We start from the raw sequence: 18,640 nt of genomic DNA, 5'->3' as shown, positions 1-18,640 counted from the left end.
GGTGCCTTCAGGGGCGCGGGGCTGTATTGATTTGCGGCTCCGCCGCGTGGGCGCGATCAACCACATACGGCCCGCAGTCCGAATCGTGCAGAACCCGGCAGACGCTCACGCCCCCCAGCCGGCCTGCTGTCCGCCCACGCGCTCCTCGGCGATCTTCTCCGCCCACCCGGAACGGCGATACGCGGCGATCGGGTCCGGGTCGAGACCCATTTCCTCCCGCACCTCGGCCAGCAGAGGCCGGACATCGGTGTTGTACGCGTCCATCAGCACGGCATTGGCCTCCAGCACGTCACCCGACTTCTGCGCCTCACCCAGGGCCTCCCGGTCGACGAGGAGCGCCTTCGCCGTCGCCTCCTGCACATTCATCACCGAGCGGATGATCGCCGGGATCTTCGCCTCGATGTTGTGGCACTGGTCGAGCATGAACGCGACCTCGGGCGAGAACCCCCCGCCCCGGATCACCTCGTACATGATCCGGAACAGCTGGAACGGATCCGCGGCCCCGACCATCAGGTCGTCGTCCGCGTAGAACCGCGAGTTGAAGTCGAACCCTCCGAGCTTCCCCTCCCGCAGCAGCGTCGCCACGATGAACTCGATGTTGGTACCCGGTGCGTGATGCCCGGTGTCGACGACGACCTGAGCCTTCGGCCCGAGCTTCAGGCAGTGGGCGTACGCGGTGCCCCAGTCCGGCACGTCGGTCGTGTAGAACGCCGGCTCGAAGAACTTGTACTCCAGCAGCATCCGCTGCCCCTCACCGAGCCGCTCGTAGACCTCCGCGAGCCCCTCGGCGAGCCGGTCCTGCCGGGCCCGGATGTCGTCCTGCCCGGGATAGTTCGTCCCGTCGGCGAACCACAGCTTCAGGTCCGTCGAACCGGTCGCGTCCATGATGTCGACGCATTCCAGCAGATGGTCCAGGGCCTTCCGCCGCACCGCCGCGTCCGGGTGGCAGATGCTGCCGAGCTTGTAGTCGTCGTCCTGGAACGTGTTCGAGTTGATCGCGCCGAGCTTCACACCACGCTCCTCGGCATGCTTCGCCAGCGCCGCGTAGTCGTCGGCCTTGTCCCACGGGATGTGCAGGGCGACGGTCGGGGCGGCCCCCGTGAACTCGTGCACCTTCGCCGCGTCGTCCAGCTTCTCGTACGGATCGCGCGGCACACCCGCTTGCGCGAACACCTTGAAGCGCGTGCCCGAGTTCCCGTACGCCCACGACGGCGTCTCGACTGCCTGGGTCTTGAGAGCGGCCTTCACCGCGGCGAGCTCGGTCACGTCAGGGCTCCTGAGGCATCGGGTCGTAACGACCACCGAATGAAACGATTCAGGACGCGAAGTTATGGGCCCCCCGAAGGGGTGTCAACCCCTTCGACCTACGCGGTTTCCCGTGACCAGGGCGTGACCTTCTGTCCTCGAAACTTTTTCGACCGGAACCCATTGACGTGACATGCACGACCCGCCTAACGTCCCGGCAACCCAGTTGAAACCTTTCACGACGCCGAGAGGGCCGTCCCGCCGGCGTCGTCGAGGAGCCCCCATGACCCACCCGTCCACCACGGGTCCGGCCCCGGTTCTGGCACTGAGGGACGTCTCCAAGTCCTTCGGCGCGGTCCGCGCACTGCGGGACGTCTCCCTGGAGCTGTTCCCCGGGGAGGTGCACGCCCTCGCCGGTGAGAACGGTGCCGGCAAGTCCACCCTCATCAAGACGCTCGCCGGGGTGCACCGGCCGGACGCCGGCCAGGTGCTGCTCGACGGTGCGCCCGTCGCCTTCCACGGTCCCGGCGACGCCCGCGACGCCGGCATCGCCGTGATCTACCAGGAGCCCACGCTCTTCCCCGACCTGTCGATCGCCGAGAACATCTACATGGGCCGCCAGCCCCGGCGCGCCCTCGGCCGGATCGACCACAAGGCCACGCACAACGCGACCGCCGCCCTCATGGAGCGCCTCGGAGTCGAACTCGACCCCGACCGGCCCGCCCGCGGACTTTCCATCGCCGACCAGCAGATCGTCGAGATCGCCAAGGCCCTCTCCTTCGACGCCCGTGTCCTGATCATGGACGAGCCGACCGCCGCGCTCACCGGCAGCGAGGTCGCCCGCCTCTTCGGCGTCGTACGCACCCTGCGCGAACAGGGCGCCGCCGTGCTGTTCATCTCCCACCGGCTGGAGGAGATCTTCGAGATCTGCCAGCGGGTCACCACCCTGCGCGACGGCGGCTGGGTCGGCAGCGAGCCGCTGGACGGCATGACCGAGGACGACCTCGTGCGCCGCATGGTCGGCCGCGACCTCGACGAGCTCTACCCCAAGCAGGACGTGCAGCCGGGCGGCGTCGCCCTGAGCGTGCGCCGGCTGACCCGCGAGGGTGTGTTCACCGACGTCTCCTTCGAGGTGCGGCACGGCGAGATCGTCGGCCTCGCCGGGCTCGTCGGCGCCGGGCGCACGGAGGTCGCCCGGGCCGTGTTCGGCATCGACCGCTGGGACGCCGGCGAGGTCTCCGTCGACGGCAAGGCCCTGGTCAACGGCGCCCCGTCCACCGCGATGGCCGCCGGACTCGCCCTGGTCCCCGAGGACCGGCGCGCCCAGGGTCTGGTGATGGACATGTCGATCGAGCGGAACATCGGGCTCACCGGGCTGCGCACGACCGTGAAGGCCGGGCTCATGGACCGCGGCGCCGAGCGCAGCCGCTCCCTCGACTGGGCCGTCAAGCTCCAGGTCAAGTACGCCCGGATCGCCGACACCGTCAACACCCTGTCCGGCGGCAACCAGCAGAAGGTCGTGCTCGCCAAGTGGCTGGCCACCGCCCCCAAGGTGCTGATCGTCGACGAGCCGACCCGCGGCATCGACGTCGGCACCAAGGCCGAGGTGCACCGGCTGCTGTCCCAGCTGGCCGCCGACGGCGTGGCCGTCCTGATGATCTCCTCCGACCTGCCCGAGATCCTCGGCATGGCCGACCGCGTGCTGGTCATGCACGAGGGCCGCCTCACCGCCGAGATCCCACGCTCCGACGCCACCGAGGAAACCGTGATGGCCGCAGCCACCGGGAGGGCCGCCGCATGACGGTCGTCACCCCACAAGAGGCCCCCGTGGCCGACGTGCCCAAGTCGAGCGGCACCCGCCTCGTCGACCGCGTCTTCAAGATGCGCGAACTCGCCATCCTGATCGTCTTCCTGGTGATGATCGCCGTCACCCAGGCCGGCAACAGCGAGTTCCTCTCCGAACAGGGCATCAAGGACCTGCTGCTGAACGCGACGATCCTCGTGCTGGTCGCCACCGGCCAGTCCCTCGTCGTCATCACCCGCAACGTCGACCTGTCCGTCGGATCCACGCTCGGCATCAGCGCGTTCGCCGCCGGCACCTATCTCCAGGGCGGCGGCAACGCGGTCGTGGCGATCGCCCTGGCCGTGCTGCTCGGCATCGGCTTCGGACTGCTCAACGGACTGCTCGTCAGCCTCGGCCAGGTGCCCGCGCTCGTCGTCACCCTCGGCACGCTCTACATCATCCGCGGCATCGACTCCATCTGGGTCGGCTCCCGGCAGATCACCGCGGCCGACCTGCCCGGTGGTTTCGTCGACTTCGGCTCCGGTGGCATCTCGGCGGTGCCGTACCTGGCGCTGATCGCGCTGGCGGTGTTGGTGGCGACGGCCTACTACCTCAAGCACTTCGCCAGCGGCCGCGAGCTCTACGCGCTGGGCTCCAACCCCGAGGCCGCCCGCCTCGCCGGCATCCCCGTGCGCGAGCGGATCCTCGCCGCGTACACCTTCTGCGGCGCCCTCGCCGGACTCGCCGGCGCGATGTACCTCGCCCGGTTCGGCAACGTCGACTCCGGCACCGGCAACGGCTACGAACTGACCGTCGTCAGCGCGGTCGTGGTCGGCGGCGTCGTCTTCACCGGCGGCTCCGGCAGCGTCTACGGGGCGGCCCTCGGCGCGCTGCTGCTGACGTCGATCAACAGTGTGCTGCCCGCCCTCGGCGTCAGCTCCGTGTGGGTGCTCGCCATCAACGGCATCCTGCTCATCCTCGCCATCGCGGTCGACCGGATCGTCGCGCTGCGCGTGGCCTCCGCCCTGAAGAAGAGGAACGCCCGCCATGGCTGACATCTCCCTGAGCCGAGCGGTCCGCTGGTCCGCCTTGAAGAGGTGGGATTCCGCCGTCGGCGCCCTGCTGATCGTGCTGCTGCTGTTCTCCTTCGGCTTCGTCGACGGGTTCAGCAACGCGCTCAACCTGTCGTTCCTGATCGGCAACACGCTGCCGATCGCGCTGATCGCCCTGCCGATGACGCTGTTGGTGGTGTCCGGCGAGATCGACCTGTCGGTGGCCTCGACGGCGGGTCTGTCCGGTGCCGTGATGGGCGCCCTGTGGAACCAGGGCATGGCCATCGAGACGATCATCCCGATCTGCCTGCTGCTGGGCGTCGTCTGCGGGCTGGTCAACGGCCTGCTGGTGACCAGGCTGGGGCTGCCGTCCCTCGCCGTCACCATCGGCACGCTCGCCGCGTACCGAGGTATCGCGCAAATCGTGCTCGGCTCGGACGCGGTGACCGACTTCCCCTCCCAGTACCTGGACTTCGCGGCCGGGCGCATCGGCGACACGTTCGTCCCGTACGCCTTCCTGCCGTTCCTCGTCCTGCTCGCCATCGCTGTGGTCGCGCTGCACGCCACGCCGTTCGGGCGGTCGCTGTTCGCGATCGGGGCGAGTGAGGAGGCCGCGCGGTTCGCCGGCATCCGGGTCAAACGGCAGAAGCTGGTCCTTTTCACGCTGACCGGCTTGATGGCCTCTCTGACCGGGATCTTCTGGGCGCTGCACTACGCCAGCGCCCGCTACGACAACGCCACGGGTCTGGAACTCTCCGTCGTGGCGGCCGTGTTGCTCGGCGGTATCGACTTCGACGGTGGCAAGGGCACGCTGGGCGGCGCGATCGCCGGGGTGTTCCTGCTGGGGGCGTTGCAGAACGTGATGAGCCTCCAGGACGTCTCGGCGCAGTCGCAGATCGTCGTCACCGGCGTCCTGCTCGTTCTCTCCGTGCTCGGCCCCCGGGTCGTACGGCAGATCTCCACAGCGAGGGCGGGCCGCAGAGCCGCCTCGACTCCCACCCCATGACCAGCCCTTCCTCGTAAAGGACGACAGCCATGCGCAAGACAACCCTCCGCCGCAGCTGCGCGGTGCTCGCCACTGCCACCTCTCTCGCTCTCGCGCTCACCGCCTGTGGCGGGGGCACCACCAAGAAGGACGTCGCGAACGAAGGCGGTTCCGCCGCCACCGCCGGCAAGGCCGACCCCAATGCCGAGCTGAAGAAGGGGCTGACCGTCGGGTTCCTGCCCAAGCAGGTCAACAACCCGTACTTCACCACCGCCGACAAGGGCGGCGAGAAGGCCCTGGCCGAACTGGGCTCCAAGTACAAGGAGGTCGGGCCGTCCAGCGCGACCGACACCTCCGGGCAGGTCAGTTACGTCAACACGCTCACCCAGCAGCAGGTGGACGCGATGGCCGTGTCCGCGCAGGACCCGGGCGCCCTGTGCACCGCCCTCAAGCAGGCCATGAAGAACGGCATCAAGGTCGTCACGTACGACTCCGACACCACGCCCGACTGCCGCAACGCCTTCGTCTCGCAGGCCTCCGCCGAGGACCTGGGCCGTACCGAGGTGCAGCTGCTCGCCAAGCAGATCGGCTACAAGGGCGAGATCGCGATCCTGTCCGCCGCGCAGACCGCGACGAACCAGAACACCTGGATCGACTTCATGAAGGACGAGCTGAAGAAGCCCGAGTACAAGAACATGAAGCTGGTGAAGACCGCGTACGGCAACGACGACGCCCAGCAGTCCTTCCAGCAGACCCAGGGCCTGCTCCAGGAGTACCCGAACCTGAAGGGGATCATCTCCCCGACCACCGTCGGCATCAAGGCCGCCGCCCAGTACCTGTCGGGCTCCAAGTACAAGGGCAAGGTCAAGCTGACCGGCCTCGGCACCCCGAACGACATGCGCAAGTACGTCAAGAACGGCACCGTCGAGGCGTTCGAGCTGTGGGACCCGGCGAAGCTCGGCGAACTGGCCGCCCGTACCGCCGTCGCCCTGTCCTCGGGGCAGATCACCGGCAAGGAGGGCGAGACCTTCAAGGCCGGCTCCATGGGCGAGTACACCATCGGCAAGGACGGCGTGATCAGCCTCGGCAAGCCGACCGTGTTCGACGCCAAGAACATCGACCAGTTCAACTTCTAGTCCCTGGAGGATCGTTGATGCAGCGCGTGTGCTTCCTGCTGAAGGTCCGGGAGGACCGCCTCGACGAGTACCGCGAGCGGCACGCCGCCGTGTGGCCCGAGATGCTCCAGGCACTCTCGGACACCGGCTGGCACAACTACTCGCTCTTCCTGCGCGAGGACGGACTGCTCGTCGGCTACCTGGAGACCGAGGACTTCGCGGCCGCCCAGGCCGGCATGGAAGCCACCGACGTCAACGCCCGCTGGCAGGCGGAGATGGCGCCGTTCTTCGAGTCGCTGGACGGCGCCCGGCCCGACGAGGCCATGAAACCGCTCACGGAAGTGTTCCACCTCGCCTGAACGATGGAGTTCATGAGATGCGCAGACGCACGTTGCTGGCCGCCGCCCTGGCCGGAGCCGTGGTGACGCCCGCTGTCGCCTCCGGCACCGCGCGGGCCGCCGACCCCGGCCCCTCGGTCACCCGGACCGGCACCACCACCCTCGACAACCAGGCCATCTTCTTCGTGTCCTACGACGGGCTGGTCAACAACAACTCGTTCCAGAAGAACGGCCTGCTGACCTACAAGGGCTACCAGTACGCCGTCTGGTACACCGCCGACCGCAACGCCGTCGTCGGCCGCCGCGCCCTCGGCGCGAGCACCTGGTCCACCGTCAAGGTCGGGCACACGCTGCGGTACGACGACTCCCACAACGTCATCTCCATGGGTGTCTCCAAGGTCGACGGCCGGCTGCACCTTAACATGGACTCCCACAGCGACGGCTTCACCTACGTCAAGTCGGTCGCCGGGCTCATGGACGACCCGGGCGGACTGAGCTGGACGGCGAGCCGCTTCGGCGCACCCCAGTCCACCCTGGACGGCCTGACGCTGACCTCGCAGTTCACTTACCCGCAGTTCATCTCCACACCCGACGGCAAGCTCCAGCTGAGCTACCGCGTCGCCGTCTCCGGCAACGGCCGCAACGCGCTCGCCGAGTACGACGGCACGAAGTGGACCAACCTCGGCGAGTGGTCCAGCTCGACGGGCACGTACACCAGCGAGCACGGCTCCTCGACCGCCCGCAACATGTACCTGCACGGCATCGACTACGACCGGAACGGGCGGCTGCACTCCTTCTTCACCTGGCGTGAGCAGAACGGCGCCGTGATGTGCTCCAGCGGCGGCATCACCAACCACGACACCGGCTACGTCTACTCCGACGACCGCGGCCGTACCTGGCGCAACAACGCGGGCACCGTCGTCGGCGTCACCGGCGGCTCCGACAAGGTGTCCGTGAACGACGCCGGCCTGGTCGTCGACCCGCTCAACCCGGACCACTCCCTGATGAACCAGGAGAGCCAGTTCACCGACTCCGCGGGCCGGCCGCACGCGATCATCTCCTACGTCCCCGGCCGCTTCGGCCAGTGCACCACGAACTACGTGGCCGACCGCACCGCCAACGGACGCGCCTTCCACGTCCGCAAGAACGCCTCGGGCTCCTGGCAGAAGACCGAGATCCCGGTCCCGCTGAACTCCAGCCAGCGCACCAAGCTGATCCTGGACAAGTACGACAACGCCTACGCGATCTTCCCGTTCGGGCGGATCGCCGGCGCCTCGGCGGCCTCCGGCCACACCGACTGGAGGATCCTGTTCGACGGCAGCGGCCTCAACGCCTTCGGCGAGGTCGTCATCGACGAGACGCGCGTCGCGCAGGACGGGGTGCTGTCCTTCATGTACCAGGAGAAGTCCAGCGGTACGACGCCCTCCGCGCTGCACGTCGTCGACTTCCGGCTCCCTGCCTGACCGCGCCCGAGCCCCGGGGCGGCGTGCCGGTAATGTGAAGCCGCCCCGGCCGCCGCCCCCTCGTCTCCCTCTGGAGGTCCCTGCCCGATGGCCCAGTCGGTGGGTATCAAGGACGTCGCCCGCGCCGCCGGAGTCTCCGTCGGCACGGTGTCGAACGTGATCAACCGCCCGGACACGGTCGCCACCGAGACCCGGGCCCGCGTGCTGTCCGCGATAGACCGGCTCGGCTACGTCCGCAGCGAGTCCGCACGCCAGCTGCGCGCGGGTCGCAGCCGCATCATGGGGCTGCTCGTCCTCGACATGGGCAACCCCTTCTTCGTCGACGTCGCGCGCGGAGCCGAGCGCGCCGCCCGGCAGGCCGGACTCGGCGTGATGGTCTGCAACAGCGCCCAGAACCCGGGCGAGGAGGCCGAATACCTGTCGCTCTTCGCCGAGCAGCGGGTGCGCGGTGTACTGCTCACCCCGGCCGACGCCACCGGCCGCAACATCGAGGCGTTCCGCCGGCACGGCATCCCGTTCGTCCTGGTCGACCGGGTCGCCGAGGGCACCACCGAGTGCTCGGTCTCCGTCGACGACGTCGCGGGCGGTGCCCTGGCCGTACGCCATCTCGTCGACGCCGGGCACCGCTCCATCGCGTACGTCAGCGGCCCGCCCGGCCTCAACCAGGTCCGCGACCGGCGCACGGGCGCCCTCGAAGCGCTCTCCGAGGCCGGGCTCGGCCCCGACGCGCTGCGCGAGCTGCCCACCGAACGGCTGGACGTCGCCGCGGGCCGCGATGCCGGCGCCCGTCTGCTGGGCCTGGCCGACCGGCCGACCGCCGTGTTCTGCGCCAACGACCTGCTGGCGCTCGGTGTCCTCCAGGCCATGTACGCGGCCGGTGTCGACGTCCCGGACGACCTCGCCATCGTCGGCTACGACGACATCGAGTTCGCGGCGGCCGCCGCCGTCCCGCTCACCTCGGTACGGCAGCCCGCGGTCACCATGGGCGCCATGGCGGCCGACCTGCTCCTGGAGGAGACGGAGGCGGAGGGCGCGGCGCAGCCGCACGAGCACCGGCGGGTCGTCCTCCAGCCGGAACTGGTCGTCCGCCGCTCCAGTCTGTCCGCGCGCTGAGCCTGAACCGCCGTTCAGGAGGATTTCATGATCCGAAGGGGCCACTCGCGGACGCCCGCTGTGATGAACTGGGACGCGGTCCGAAAATCCGTCCGTCCCGGGAGCCCTGTTGACCCTCAGCTACCGTCAGCCCGGAGTCGTCCTCACCGACCGCCGCTTCACCGTCCCGCTCGACCACGACCACCCCGGGGGCGAGACGATCGAGCTGTACGCCCGCGAGGTCGTCGCGAGCGACAAGGCGCACCAGGACCTGCCGTGGCTGCTCTACCTCCAGGGCGGGCCCGGCTTCGGCGCGGACCGCTCCGTCGGCAGGCCCGGCTGGCTCGGCCGCGCGCTGAAGGAGTACCGCGTCCTCCTCCTCGACCAGCGCGGCACCGGCCACAGCACGCCCGCCAACCGGCAGACGCTCCCGCTGCGCGGCGGCCCCGCCGCACAGGCCGACTACCTCACGCACTTCCGGGCCGACTCGATCGTCCGCGACTGCGAGGCCATCCGCGCGCAGGTCACCGGCGGTGCCCCCTGGACCGTCCTCGGCCAGAGCTTCGGCGGCTTCTGCCTGACCACCTACCTGTCCCTCGCGCCCGAGGGCCTGGCCACCGCCGTGATCACCGGCGGACTGCCCTCCCTGGACGCCCACGCCGACGACGTCTACCGGGCCGCCTTCCCGCGCATCGAACGCAAGGTGACCGCGCACTACGCCCGCTACCCGCAGGACGCCGAACGCGCCCGCCGGATCGCCGACCACCTCCTGACGCACGACGTGGTCCTGCCGAACGGCTACCGACTCACCGTCGAGGCCTTCCAGTCCCTCGGCATCGTCCTCGGCACCGGCGACGGCACCCACCGCCTGCACTACCTCCTGGAGAACGCCTTCGTCCGCACCCCGCAGGGCTTCACGCTCTCCGACGCGTTCCAGGAGCAGGCGCAGGGCATGCTGTCCTACGCCCGCCACCCGCTGTACGCCCTCGTCCACGAGGCGATCTACGGCCAGGACGCCCGGCCCACCGCCTGGTCGGCGGAGCGGGTCCGCGCCGAGTTCCCCCGGTTCGACGCCGCGAAGGCCCTCGCGGGCGACGAACCGCTGCTGTTCACCGGCGAGTCGATCCACCCCTGGATGTTCGACTGCGACCCGGCGCTGCGCCCCCTGCGCGAGACCGCCGACCTGCTCGCCGCCCGCACCGACTGGACGCCCCTGTACGACCCGGCCCGCCTCGCCGCCAACGACGTACCGGTCGTCGCCGCCGTCTACCACGACGACATGTACGTCGACACGGCCCACTCCCTGCGCACCGCCCGCGCCATCCGCGGCCTGCGCACCTGGATCACGGACGAGTTCGAGCACGACGGCGTGCGGACCGGCGGCCAACGGGTCCTCGACCGGCTGCTGGCGCTGGCGCGGAACGAGGCGTGATGCCGTGCCGGACACGCGGTGATGTCGGTGGCGCGGATTAGTCTGCCGACATGACGACCACTCAACTCCAGCCCATGCCCGGCGACTGGCGGCGTGCCCTCGCGGTCGTGGCCCACCCCGACGACCTCGATTACGGCTGCTCGGCGGCGATCGCGGCCTGGACCGACGAGGGCCGCGAGGTCGCCTATGTGCTGGCGACCCGGGGCGAGGCGGGCATCGACACCCTGGAGCCCGAGCGGTGCGGTCCGCTGCGGGAGCGCGAGCAGCGGGCGAGCGCGGCGGTGGTCGGCGTGTCGGTCGTGGAGTTCCTCGACCACAAGGACGGTGTCATCGAGTACGGCACCACCCTGCGCCGCGACATCGCCGCCGCGATCCGCCGGCACCGGCCCGAGCTGGTCATCACCCTCAACCACCGGGACACCTGGGGCGGCGTCGCCTGGAACACCCCGGACCACGTGGCGGTCGGCCGGGCCACGCTCGACGCGACCGGCGACGCCGGCAACCGGTGGATCTTCCCGGAGCTCACCGAGCAGGGGCTTCAGCCGTGGGACGGCGTGCGCTGGGTCGCCGTCGCCGGTTCCAGCACCCCTACGCACGCCGTCGACGCGACGCCCGGGATGGAACGGGCGGTGCGCTCCCTGCTGGAACACCGCACCTATATCGAGGTGTTGACCAGCGAGGACCCGGAGGCGTACGTGCGCGGCTTCCTGACGCGGCACGCCGAGACGACGGGCGAGCGGTTCGGGGGCAGGCCGGCGGTGGCGTTCGAGCTGTTCAGCAGATGACGGGGGAGACCATGACAGGCAGCGAGGAACTGGCCGGCCGGTTCGAGGAGCACCGCGGGCACTTGAAGGCGGTCGCGTACCGCATGCTCGGCTCGCTGGCCGAGGCCGAGGACGCCGTCCAGGAGGCCTGGCTGAGGCTCGGCCGCGCCGAGGCGGACGACATCCGCAACCTCGGCGGCTGGCTCACCACCGTGACCGGCCGCGTGTGCCTGGACCTGCTGCGCTCGCGCACCGCACGCCGCGAGGAACCGATGGGCGATGCCTTCGTCCCGGACCCCGTGCTCCGGCCCCTGGAGCACCTCGACCCGGCGGAGGAGGTGCTCCAGGCCGACTCCGTGGGTCTGGCCCTGCTCGTCGTCCTGGAGAACCTGGAGCCCGCCGAGCGGCTCGCGTTCGTGCTGCACGACATGTTCGCCGTGCCGTTCGACGACATCGCGCCGATCGTGGAGCGCAGCCCGGCCGCGACCCGGCAGCTGGCGAGCCGCGCCCGGCGCCGGGTGCGCGGCGCCACCCCGGCGGCGGAGCCGGACCTCGGCCGGCAGAAGGAGGTCCTCGACGCCTTCCTGGCCGCCTCGCGCGCCGGGGACTTCGAGGCGCTGCTCGCGCTGCTGCACCCGGATGTGGTGCTGCGGGCCGACTCGGGCGCCCTGGTGCGCGGCGCGGCCGCGTCCAAGGCCGTCCAGGGGGCGAAGACGGTGGCGGAGCAGGCGCTCATGTTCGCCCGGTTCGCGCAGTCCGCGGAGCTGGTGCTGGTCAACGGCTCGGTCGGCGTCGTCAACGCGCCCGGGGGACGCGTGCAGTCGGTCATGGGCGTCACGATCGCCGACGGCCGGATCACCGGCATGTACATCCTGGCCGACCCCGAGCGGCTGGAGCGTCTGGGGGCGCCACCGCATCATCGGTGAGTTGTCGTTTCGTATGCTGAACGCCATGCGAGATCACCAGGCCGCGCGGGCGGAACTGCGCGGCGACTGCGAGCGGTGCTTCGGGCTGTGCTGCGTCGCCCTGCCGTTCGCGGCCTCGGCCGACTTCGCCGTCGACAAGGACGCCGGCACGCCCTGCCGCAACCTGCAGGGCGACCACCGCTGCGGCATCCACGCCCGGCTGCGGCAGAAGGGGTTCACCGGCTGCACGGTCTACGACTGCTTCGGTGCCGGCCAGCGGGTCTCGCAGATCACCTTCGGCGGTCAGGACTGGAGGTCCGGGCCGCTGGAGCACGCCCGCCGCATGTTCGACGTCTTCCCGGTCGTACGCCAGTTGCACGAGCTGCTCTGGTACCTGACCGAGGCGCTCGCCCTGCCCGCCGCCCGTCCCGTCCACGCCGAGCTGCGGGGGTCCCTGGAGAAGACCGAGGAGCTGACCCGGCTGGCCCCCGAGGAGCTCGCCGCGCTGGACGTGGCGGCGCACCGTCAGGAGGTCAACGTCCTGCTGCTGCGGACGAGCGAGCTGGCCCGGGCCGGCACCAAGGGCCGTAAGAAGAACCGCCGGGGCGCGGACCTCATGGGCGCCCGACTCAAGGGAGCCGACCTGCGCGGCGCCGACCTGCGCGGCGCCTACCTCATCGCCGCCGACCTCACGGGCGCGGACCTGCGGGGCGCGGACCTGATCGGTGCCGACCTGCGCGACACGGACCTCACCGACGCCGACCTGACCGGGGCGTTCTTCCTCACCCAGCCGCAGCTGAACGCGGCCCGGGGGAGTGCCGGGACCCGGCTGCCCGCGTCAGTCTCCCGGCCCGGGCACTGGACAGCGCAGGTCTGAGGCCGGCTCCCGCACCGGCGTCCGGCGCTCCGGGTGCAGCCGCAGTCCCTCCGGCATCAGCGTCAGCCGCTCCGTCACGCGCAGCCGGTACGCCGGGTCGGGCCGCAGCTCGTAGCGGCGCAGCAGCAGGCCGAGCACCAGCGTCGCCTCGTGCAGGGCGAACTGGCGCCCGATGCAGGCCCGCGCCCCGGTCCCGAACGGCTTGAAGCTGTGCGGGGCCCGGTTCCGCACGGCCTGCGCGTCGAAGCGGTCCGGGTCGAACCGCTCGGCGTCCGCGCCCCACACCTCGGGGTCCCGGTGCAGCATCGGCGTCAGCACCAGCGCCCACGCCCCGCGCCGCATGGGATGCTCCCCGGCCAGCACGGTGTCCTCCCGCGCCTCCCGCGCGAAGGCGGGCGCGGTGGGCCACAGCCGCAGCGACTCGTCCAGCACCCGGCGGACGTAGCGCAGCCTGGCCACCTGCTCGTAGGCGGGTACCGCCGCGTCGCCCCACACCCGGTCCACCTCGGCGCGGGCCCGGGCCGCGACCTCGGGGTGGCGGGAGAGGTAGTGCAGTGCGAAGGAGAGCGCGCCGGACGTCGTCTCGTGGCCGGCGACGAGGAAGGTGATGACCTGACGGCGGACGTTCTGCGGCTCCAGCCGCTCCCCGGTCTCGGGGTGGGCCGTCTCCAGCATCCGGTCGAGCAGGTCCCCGTCCCCGCGGCCGGAGGCGCGCCGGGCGCGGACCAGCTCGTCGACCGTGCGGTTGAGGTGGGCGATGTCGGCCGCGTTGCGGCGGCTCGCGCTGCGCAGCAGCAGCGGAGCCAGCGGGAAGGGCACCGTGTTGAGCCGCTGCGCGTACGTCAGCGTGCCGACCATCGCGGTCACGAAGGGATGCGGCCGGGAACGTTCGAACGACCCGAAGTCGTGCCCGAAGCCGGTGCGCGCGATCGTCTCCAGCGTCAGTTTGGTCATGTCGCCGGGCACGTCCACCGCCCGGCCCGTCGCCGCCGCCCGGTCCCAGTGCTCCGTCAGCTGCCCCGCGACGGCCAGCATCATCGGGTGGTAACCGGCCATCGCCTCGCGGCTGAACCCCGGGGCGAGCACGTCGTGGGCCAACTGCCAGTTCGGCTCGTGGTTGTACGCCGTGAACAGGCCGTCCCCGGCGACCGGCCGCAGGTTCGCTATGCCCAGCCCCACGTGCTTGGCGAACCGCGACTCGTCCGCGAGGTCGGCCGCGTGCCGGGCGCCCCACACGAACACGAACTCCTTGCCGAAGGCCTTGCGGCGGAAGACCGGACCCAGCCGGCGGGCGTACCGCAGCGAGTCCTGGAGGGGGGTGCTCCGGTTCACGCCCACCACGTCACCGAGCAGCGGGATCCGGTGCGGCGGATGGGGAATGCGGTCAAGTTCCGGCCAGCCCAGCTCGGCACTCCGGAACCCCTGGGGCAGCCCGTCCCGTTTCGGCGCCTGCGGCATGACGCGATCTCCCTTGATCCAACGGCGCGTTCGCACGTGTTGTACATGGGTTCAATAGCGCGGTTCAGTGTGGTCCCGTTGTTGAACCGGCGTCAAGTAAAGTGCGGGCATGGCCGCGAACCAGAGCGGGCGCACGCGCCGCCGGCTCAGCACCGAGGAGCGCCGGGAGCAGCTTCTGTCGGTCGGGGCGCGGCTGTTCTCGGAGAGTCCGTACGACGACGTGTGGATCGAGCAGGTCGCCGAGATCGCCGGGGTGTCGCGCGGGCTGCTGTACCACTACTTCCCGACCAAGCGGGACTTCTTCGCGGCGGTCGTCGAGCGCGAGAGCGAGCGGATGCTGCGCATGACGGCGGCGGTGCCCGGCGTGCCGGTGCGCGAGCAGCTCGCGGGCGGCCTCGACACGTTCCTGGAGTACGTCCGGACCCACGCCCACGGCTACCGCGCCTTCCACCGCGCCGACGCGGCCGGGGACCAGGCGGTGCGGCGGGTCTACCAGCGGGCGCTGGCCGCGCAGGAGCGGCAGATCCTCGCGGGCCTGGCCGCGGACCCCGAGTTCGGCCCGGCCTGTGAAGAGCGGCCGGAGGTGCGGCTCGCGGTGCGCGGCTGGCTGGCGTTCACCACGTCCGTCTGCCTGGAGTGGCTGCGCGGCACGGAGTTGAGCCGGGATCAGGTGCGTGAGCTGTGCGCGCGCGCCCTGCTGGGCGTCCTCACTCCCTGAAAGGCCTCGTAAAGATCACGTGACGTGGTTGGCGCACGCCCCGATTTTCGGTAGGTTAGGCAAGGCTTACCTAAGGAGGTCTGGGATGGGTGACGACAGCCACGGCTGGACGGCGGCCCCCGCCGCCGCGGAGCGGGCGCGCTCGGTGCTCGCTGCCGCGTGGTCCTGCTCGGTGACCGCGGAAGGCACGCGGGAGGAACTGGCCGGCGCGCACACGGTGACCGAGGACGGCCGGGTGCTGGTGGACGTGCCCGGGGACAGCGCCCTGCTCGCGGCCGCGATCTGCGCGCCCCGCGGCGAGCCGTCCGCGGTGCTGGAGTTCGCCGACGTGGCGCCCGTCCCCGTGCGCGACCGGATCCGCGCCCGGCTGTGGCTCGCGGGCTGGTTCACCGTCGAGGAGGAGGGCCGGCTGGCCTTCCGGGCCACGCGCGTGGTGCTGCGCCAGCCGTCCGGGGCGGTGGTCGTGGACCTCGACGACTTCGCCGCCGCGACGCCCGACCCGCTCGGCGCGGCCGAGGCCCGGCTGCTGACGCACCTCGCCGACTGCCACGCGGACGCGGTCGAGCGGCTCACCCGGCTCGTCGCCGCCGACAGCCTGCACGGCGCGGTCCGCGTCCAGCCCCTCGCCGTCGACCGGCACGGACTGACGCTGCGCATCGAACGCACCCGCGCCCACGGCGACGTACGCCTCGCGTTCCACGCGCCCGCCGACGACGTCGGGCAGCTCACCGAGCGCATGCACGTCCTGCTCGGCCAGGCGACCGCCGCGTCCTGCCCGCGGGCCCTACAGCGGCAGCGCGCAGACGGCGACCGGTGACGGAAACGGTTCGGCGGTGCGCCGCAGCGCGCCGCTCGCCTCGTCCACGCGGAAGACCGTCACCGTGCCGGACTTCTGGTTCGCCGCGAACAGCAGCGTGCCCTCCGGCGAGAGGGCGATCTGGCGCGGGAAGTCCCCGCCCACCGGCACGGTGTCCAGCAGCCTGAGCCGGGCGCCGTCCGCCTCGACGGCGTAGCGCGTGAGGCTGTTGTGCCCACGGTTGGCGAGAAAGGCGTAACGGCCGTTCGGGGTCACCAGGATCTGCGCCGGGTAGTTGGTGCCGGAACCCGTGCCCGTGGACTGCGCCTCGCCGACCGTGACGCGGCCGGAGGCGGGGTCGTACGAGCAGACCGCCACCGTGTTGTCGACCTCGTCGGCGAGATAGGCGTACCGGCCGCCGGGGTGGAACGTCAGGTGGCGCGGGCCGGCGCCCGGCCGGGTCTGCGCCTGGGCGACCTCGGTGAGCGTCCCGGCCTTCTCGTCGAGCCGGTACGAGTAGACGGTGTCCGTGCCCAGGTCCACGGCGAGCACGTGCCCGCCGTCGGGGCTGGTGAAGATCTGGTGGGCGTGCGGACCCTCCTGGCCCGGCCCCGGCGCCGGACGGGAGTGCCGGACGAGGTCGGTCCGCTCGCCGAGGGCGCCCGAGGTGTCGATGGGATGCACCGCCACGCTGCCCGAGCCGTAGTTCGCACTGAACAGCCAGCGCCCGCCCGGATGCACCGACAGATGGCAGGGGGCCGCGCCGCCGGTGCTACGGCTGCCCAGGACCTTCCGGTCGGACAGCCGGACGGCCGTCACTGCGCCGTCCTCGCGCTCGTTCACCGCGTACAGCGTGCGGTGGTCCGGGTGGATCGCGAGGTACGACGGGTCGCCGACGCCGGTGAGCGTGCCCGTGCCGCTGATCCGGCCCGTCGCCGCGTCGTACGTGGCCAGGCCGATGCCCTTGCCGCCGCCCTCGACGGAGGTGTACGTCCCGATGTAGAGCGGGCGCGGGCCGGACGGGCGACGGGCCTCGCGGGAGGGGCTCACGCTCGCCTCGGGGGTTGTCGGGCTCGTCGGGCCCGCAGGCGCGGGCGCGTCGTCACAGGCGGGCAGCCCTGCCGCGGCGGCTCCGCCCGCCAGTGCGCCGACGAACCGGCGTCTGCTCCAGCCACCACTGCCCATGTCGCCCCTCAGGTCGTCACTCGTCCCCGTCGCGACAGCCACCTTGGCGTGGTTCACCCACCGCGTGCAACAACGGCACCGAGCGTTGCGCGCCGTGCAACCCGCTCCAGGTGGTCAATCAGCGAAAACGCCCGCCGACCCCCGTACGGTCCCGCCACATCTGCTCCTGAACGCCGAGGCGCTCCCGCAGCCGCGTCAGACGCGGCATCCGCACGCGCTGCTCCCGCGACACACGGTCCAGTTCCTCGAACAGGCGCCGGGTGCGGTGCTCGGTGTCGAGCTCGTCGAGGATCCGGTTGACCTCCGTCAGGACGGCGCCGAGCAACTGCCAGTGCTCCGTCTCGCGCTCGGCCTCCTCGCGCAGCAGCAGGGCCAGCTTGTCGCGGGTGCCCGCCGCGGTGCGCAGTTCCGCGGTGAGACGTTCCTCCGCCGACTCGGCGCTCGCACTGAGATGGGTGGTCACCAGCACCGCGAAACTCACCACGGCGTCGGCGATCTCGGACATCAGTTGCTCCAGCGCGGCGCCCGTCTCGGCCTCGAACAGCGGCTCCGGCTCGCGCTCCTTCGCGAGGTCGGTGAAGGAGCGCGCGAGCACCCGCAGGACGACCGTGCAGATCTCCAGCGTGTCCAGGCCGGTGCGCAGCACCACTCGGTGCAGCAGGCCCTCCCGCACGCGCGGGTTGAGCCGCAGGCTGTCCTCCGCCTGCCGGAGCGCCGCGTCGACCTCGACGATGTCGTGGTCCAGGCGCCGCGCCTCGTGCAGCCGCTCCGCCGCGCGGTGCGGGGGCGTGCCGCCGACGGCCTCCTCGCCCATGCGCAGCATCAGCTGCCGCAGCCGGCGCGCCAGCCCCTCGATCGACTCTCCCGCCTCCTCCACCCACACCGGCGGAGCCAGCAGCAGATTGCAGCCGAGCCCGACGACCGCGCCGATCAGCGTCTCCACCACCCGGGCCCAGGCGGTGTCCCCGACGGTCGTGACCCCGAGCACCAGCATCGCGCTGATCGCGACCTCGGGTACGTACTCCTCCACCCGGACCAGCCGGCCCACGGCCAGCGACGCCACGAGGAGCAGCGCCAGGCTCCACCAGGTCAGGCCCACCAGAAGGCTGAACGCGATCGCGACGAGGACGCCGGTCACCACGGCGTTCACCCGCCGGAAGCCGTTGGTGAGCGTGGCGTACAGGGTCACCTGGACGACCAGCAGCGCCGTCAGGGGAGCGGTGAGCGGTGCCGGCTCGGGGCTCAGCCGCAGCGCGATGACGTACGCGATCGTCGCCGCGGTCGCGGACCGCAGCGTCTGGACGACCACCGGGTCCCGGCGCTTGTGCAGGATCCGCCTGGCGTGCGCCGTCCACTCACGTACCTCTCGCATCCTCGGGCTGTTCCCCTTCCCCTGGCGCATCGAACGCGTTCATGAAGGACGTTAGCGCCG

17 protein-coding genes are annotated in these 18,640 nt (G+C 71.4%); 13 read left to right on the top strand and 4 right to left on the bottom strand.

Going from position 1 to position 18,640, the window contains the following annotated elements; all coding sequences use genetic code 11:
• Positions 1–105: 105 nt before the first annotated feature.
• Complete coding sequence (gene rhaI, locus GTY47_RS34405) at positions 106–1,266, bottom strand: L-rhamnose isomerase (protein WP_010040704.1); 1,161 nt, start codon at positions 1,264–1,266, stop codon at positions 106–108.
• A 262-nt stretch (positions 1,267–1,528) separates the two neighbouring features.
• Between rhaI and GTY47_RS34400 the strand changes: the two genes are divergently transcribed.
• The 11 genes from GTY47_RS34400 to GTY47_RS34350 all read left to right on the top strand — a co-directional run bounded on the left by GTY47_RS34400 (position 1,529) and on the right by GTY47_RS34350 (position 13,051).
• Positions 1,529–3,046: a sugar ABC transporter ATP-binding protein gene (locus GTY47_RS34400; RefSeq protein ID WP_010040702.1), complete on the top strand. Its 1,518-nt coding sequence runs from the start codon at positions 1,529–1,531 to the stop codon at positions 3,044–3,046.
• Entirely contained in the window at positions 3,043–4,083 is a 1,041-nt protein-coding gene (locus GTY47_RS34395; protein ID WP_010040698.1) for an ABC transporter permease, read from the top strand. The genes GTY47_RS34400 and GTY47_RS34395 overlap by 4 nt, the downstream gene beginning before the upstream one ends.
• Positions 4,076–5,086 carry an ABC transporter permease gene (locus tag GTY47_RS34390; protein WP_010040696.1) on the top strand — a complete coding sequence of 337 codons (1,011 nt, stop codon included), beginning with the start codon at positions 4,076–4,078 and terminating at the stop codon, positions 5,084–5,086. The genes GTY47_RS34395 and GTY47_RS34390 overlap by 8 nt, the downstream gene beginning before the upstream one ends.
• 29 nt (positions 5,087–5,115) lie before the next feature.
• Complete coding sequence (gene rhaS, locus GTY47_RS34385; RefSeq protein ID WP_010040695.1) at positions 5,116–6,201, top strand: rhamnose ABC transporter substrate-binding protein; 1,086 nt, start codon at positions 5,116–5,118, stop codon at positions 6,199–6,201.
• 17 nt (positions 6,202–6,218) lie between these two features.
• Complete coding sequence (locus GTY47_RS34380; RefSeq protein WP_010040693.1) at positions 6,219–6,539, top strand: L-rhamnose mutarotase; 321 nt, start codon at positions 6,219–6,221, stop codon at positions 6,537–6,539.
• Between the two features lie 17 nt (positions 6,540–6,556).
• A complete protein-coding gene (locus GTY47_RS34375; RefSeq protein ID WP_010040691.1) occupies positions 6,557–7,981 on the top strand; it encodes a BNR repeat-containing protein in 1,425 nt (474 codons plus the stop codon).
• An 87-nt stretch (positions 7,982–8,068) separates the two neighbouring features.
• The gene (locus GTY47_RS34370) at positions 8,069–9,094 is read left to right on the top strand and encodes a LacI family DNA-binding transcriptional regulator (protein WP_010040688.1); all 1,026 of its coding nucleotides are present in this window, start codon (positions 8,069–8,071) and stop codon (positions 9,092–9,094) included.
• Positions 9,095–9,203: 109 nt separating this feature from the next.
• Entirely contained in the window at positions 9,204–10,505 is a 1,302-nt protein-coding gene (locus GTY47_RS34365) for an alpha/beta fold hydrolase (RefSeq protein ID WP_010040686.1), read from the top strand.
• A 50-nt stretch (positions 10,506–10,555) separates the two neighbouring features.
• Positions 10,556–11,290 carry a PIG-L deacetylase family protein gene (locus tag GTY47_RS34360; RefSeq protein WP_029181232.1) on the top strand — a complete coding sequence of 245 codons (735 nt, stop codon included), beginning with the start codon at positions 10,556–10,558 and terminating at the stop codon, positions 11,288–11,290.
• 11 nt (positions 11,291–11,301) lie between these two features.
• Positions 11,302–12,195, top strand: a complete 894-nt coding sequence (gene sigJ, locus GTY47_RS34355; protein WP_010040683.1) for an RNA polymerase sigma factor SigJ — start codon at positions 11,302–11,304, stop codon at positions 12,193–12,195.
• 13 nt (positions 12,196–12,208) lie between these two features.
• The gene (locus GTY47_RS34350; RefSeq protein ID WP_010040682.1) at positions 12,209–13,051 is read left to right on the top strand and encodes a pentapeptide repeat-containing protein; all 843 of its coding nucleotides are present in this window, start codon (positions 12,209–12,211) and stop codon (positions 13,049–13,051) included.
• Here the strand turns inward: GTY47_RS34350 and GTY47_RS34345 are convergent.
• A complete protein-coding gene (locus GTY47_RS34345) occupies positions 13,013–14,509 on the bottom strand; it encodes a cytochrome P450 (RefSeq protein WP_010040680.1) in 1,497 nt (498 codons plus the stop codon). The genes GTY47_RS34350 and GTY47_RS34345 overlap by 39 nt on opposite strands.
• 109 nt (positions 14,510–14,618) lie before the next feature.
• On the opposite strand from GTY47_RS34345, the gene GTY47_RS34340 reads away from it, so the two are divergent.
• Both GTY47_RS34340 and GTY47_RS34335 read left to right on the top strand, forming a co-directional pair.
• Positions 14,619–15,227, top strand: coding sequence for a TetR/AcrR family transcriptional regulator (locus GTY47_RS34340; protein WP_010040678.1), 609 nt, complete (start codon positions 14,619–14,621; stop codon positions 15,225–15,227).
• 85 nt (positions 15,228–15,312) lie between these two features.
• The gene (locus GTY47_RS34335; RefSeq protein ID WP_010040676.1) at positions 15,313–16,044 is read left to right on the top strand and encodes a DUF2470 domain-containing protein; all 732 of its coding nucleotides are present in this window, start codon (positions 15,313–15,315) and stop codon (positions 16,042–16,044) included.
• On the opposite strand, the gene GTY47_RS34330 is transcribed toward GTY47_RS34335, so the two are convergent.
• The gene (locus tag GTY47_RS34330; protein ID WP_029181230.1) at positions 16,012–17,208 is read right to left on the bottom strand and encodes a lactonase family protein; all 1,197 of its coding nucleotides are present in this window, start codon (positions 17,206–17,208) and stop codon (positions 16,012–16,014) included. The genes GTY47_RS34335 and GTY47_RS34330 overlap by 33 nt on opposite strands.
• Positions 17,209–17,326: 118 nt before the next feature.
• On the bottom strand, positions 17,327–18,580 hold the full coding sequence (locus GTY47_RS34325) for an FUSC family protein (protein WP_010040671.1): 1,254 nt from the start codon (positions 18,578–18,580) through the stop codon (positions 17,327–17,329).
• Positions 18,581–18,640 lie beyond the last annotated feature (60 nt).

The sequence above is a fragment of the Streptomyces sp. SID5464 genome, from assembly GCF_009862985.1.
Lineage (GTDB): Bacteria > Actinomycetota > Actinomycetes > Streptomycetales > Streptomycetaceae > Streptomyces > Streptomyces chartreusis_D.
This window is presented reverse-complemented; position numbering and strand designations above follow the sequence as displayed.

Coding starts and splice junctions, on each gene's coding strand:
- GTY47_RS34400 (WP_010040702.1), top strand. CDS start 1,529: ATGACCCACCCGTCCACCACGGGTCCGGCCCCGGTTCTGGCACTGAGG.
- rhaS (WP_010040695.1), top strand. CDS start 5,116: ATGCGCAAGACAACCCTCCGCCGCAGCTGCGCGGTGCTCGCCACTGCC.
- GTY47_RS34345 (WP_010040680.1), bottom strand. CDS start 14,509: ATGCCGCAGGCGCCGAAACGGGACGGGCTGCCCCAGGGGTTCCGGAGT.
- GTY47_RS34360 (WP_029181232.1), top strand. CDS start 10,556: ATGACGACCACTCAACTCCAGCCCATGCCCGGCGACTGGCGGCGTGCC.
- GTY47_RS34380 (WP_010040693.1), top strand. CDS start 6,219: ATGCAGCGCGTGTGCTTCCTGCTGAAGGTCCGGGAGGACCGCCTCGAC.
- GTY47_RS34350 (WP_010040682.1), top strand. CDS start 12,209: ATGCTGAACGCCATGCGAGATCACCAGGCCGCGCGGGCGGAACTGCGC.
- GTY47_RS34395 (WP_010040698.1), top strand. CDS start 3,043: ATGACGGTCGTCACCCCACAAGAGGCCCCCGTGGCCGACGTGCCCAAG.
- GTY47_RS34340 (WP_010040678.1), top strand. CDS start 14,619: ATGGCCGCGAACCAGAGCGGGCGCACGCGCCGCCGGCTCAGCACCGAG.
- GTY47_RS34390 (WP_010040696.1), top strand. CDS start 4,076: ATGGCTGACATCTCCCTGAGCCGAGCGGTCCGCTGGTCCGCCTTGAAG.
- GTY47_RS34375 (WP_010040691.1), top strand. CDS start 6,557: ATGCGCAGACGCACGTTGCTGGCCGCCGCCCTGGCCGGAGCCGTGGTG.
- GTY47_RS34325 (WP_010040671.1), bottom strand. CDS start 18,580: ATGCGAGAGGTACGTGAGTGGACGGCGCACGCCAGGCGGATCCTGCAC.
- GTY47_RS34330 (WP_029181230.1), bottom strand. CDS start 17,208: ATGGGCAGTGGTGGCTGGAGCAGACGCCGGTTCGTCGGCGCACTGGCG.
- GTY47_RS34335 (WP_010040676.1), top strand. CDS start 15,313: ATGGGTGACGACAGCCACGGCTGGACGGCGGCCCCCGCCGCCGCGGAG.
- sigJ (WP_010040683.1), top strand. CDS start 11,302: ATGACAGGCAGCGAGGAACTGGCCGGCCGGTTCGAGGAGCACCGCGGG.
- GTY47_RS34370 (WP_010040688.1), top strand. CDS start 8,069: ATGGCCCAGTCGGTGGGTATCAAGGACGTCGCCCGCGCCGCCGGAGTC.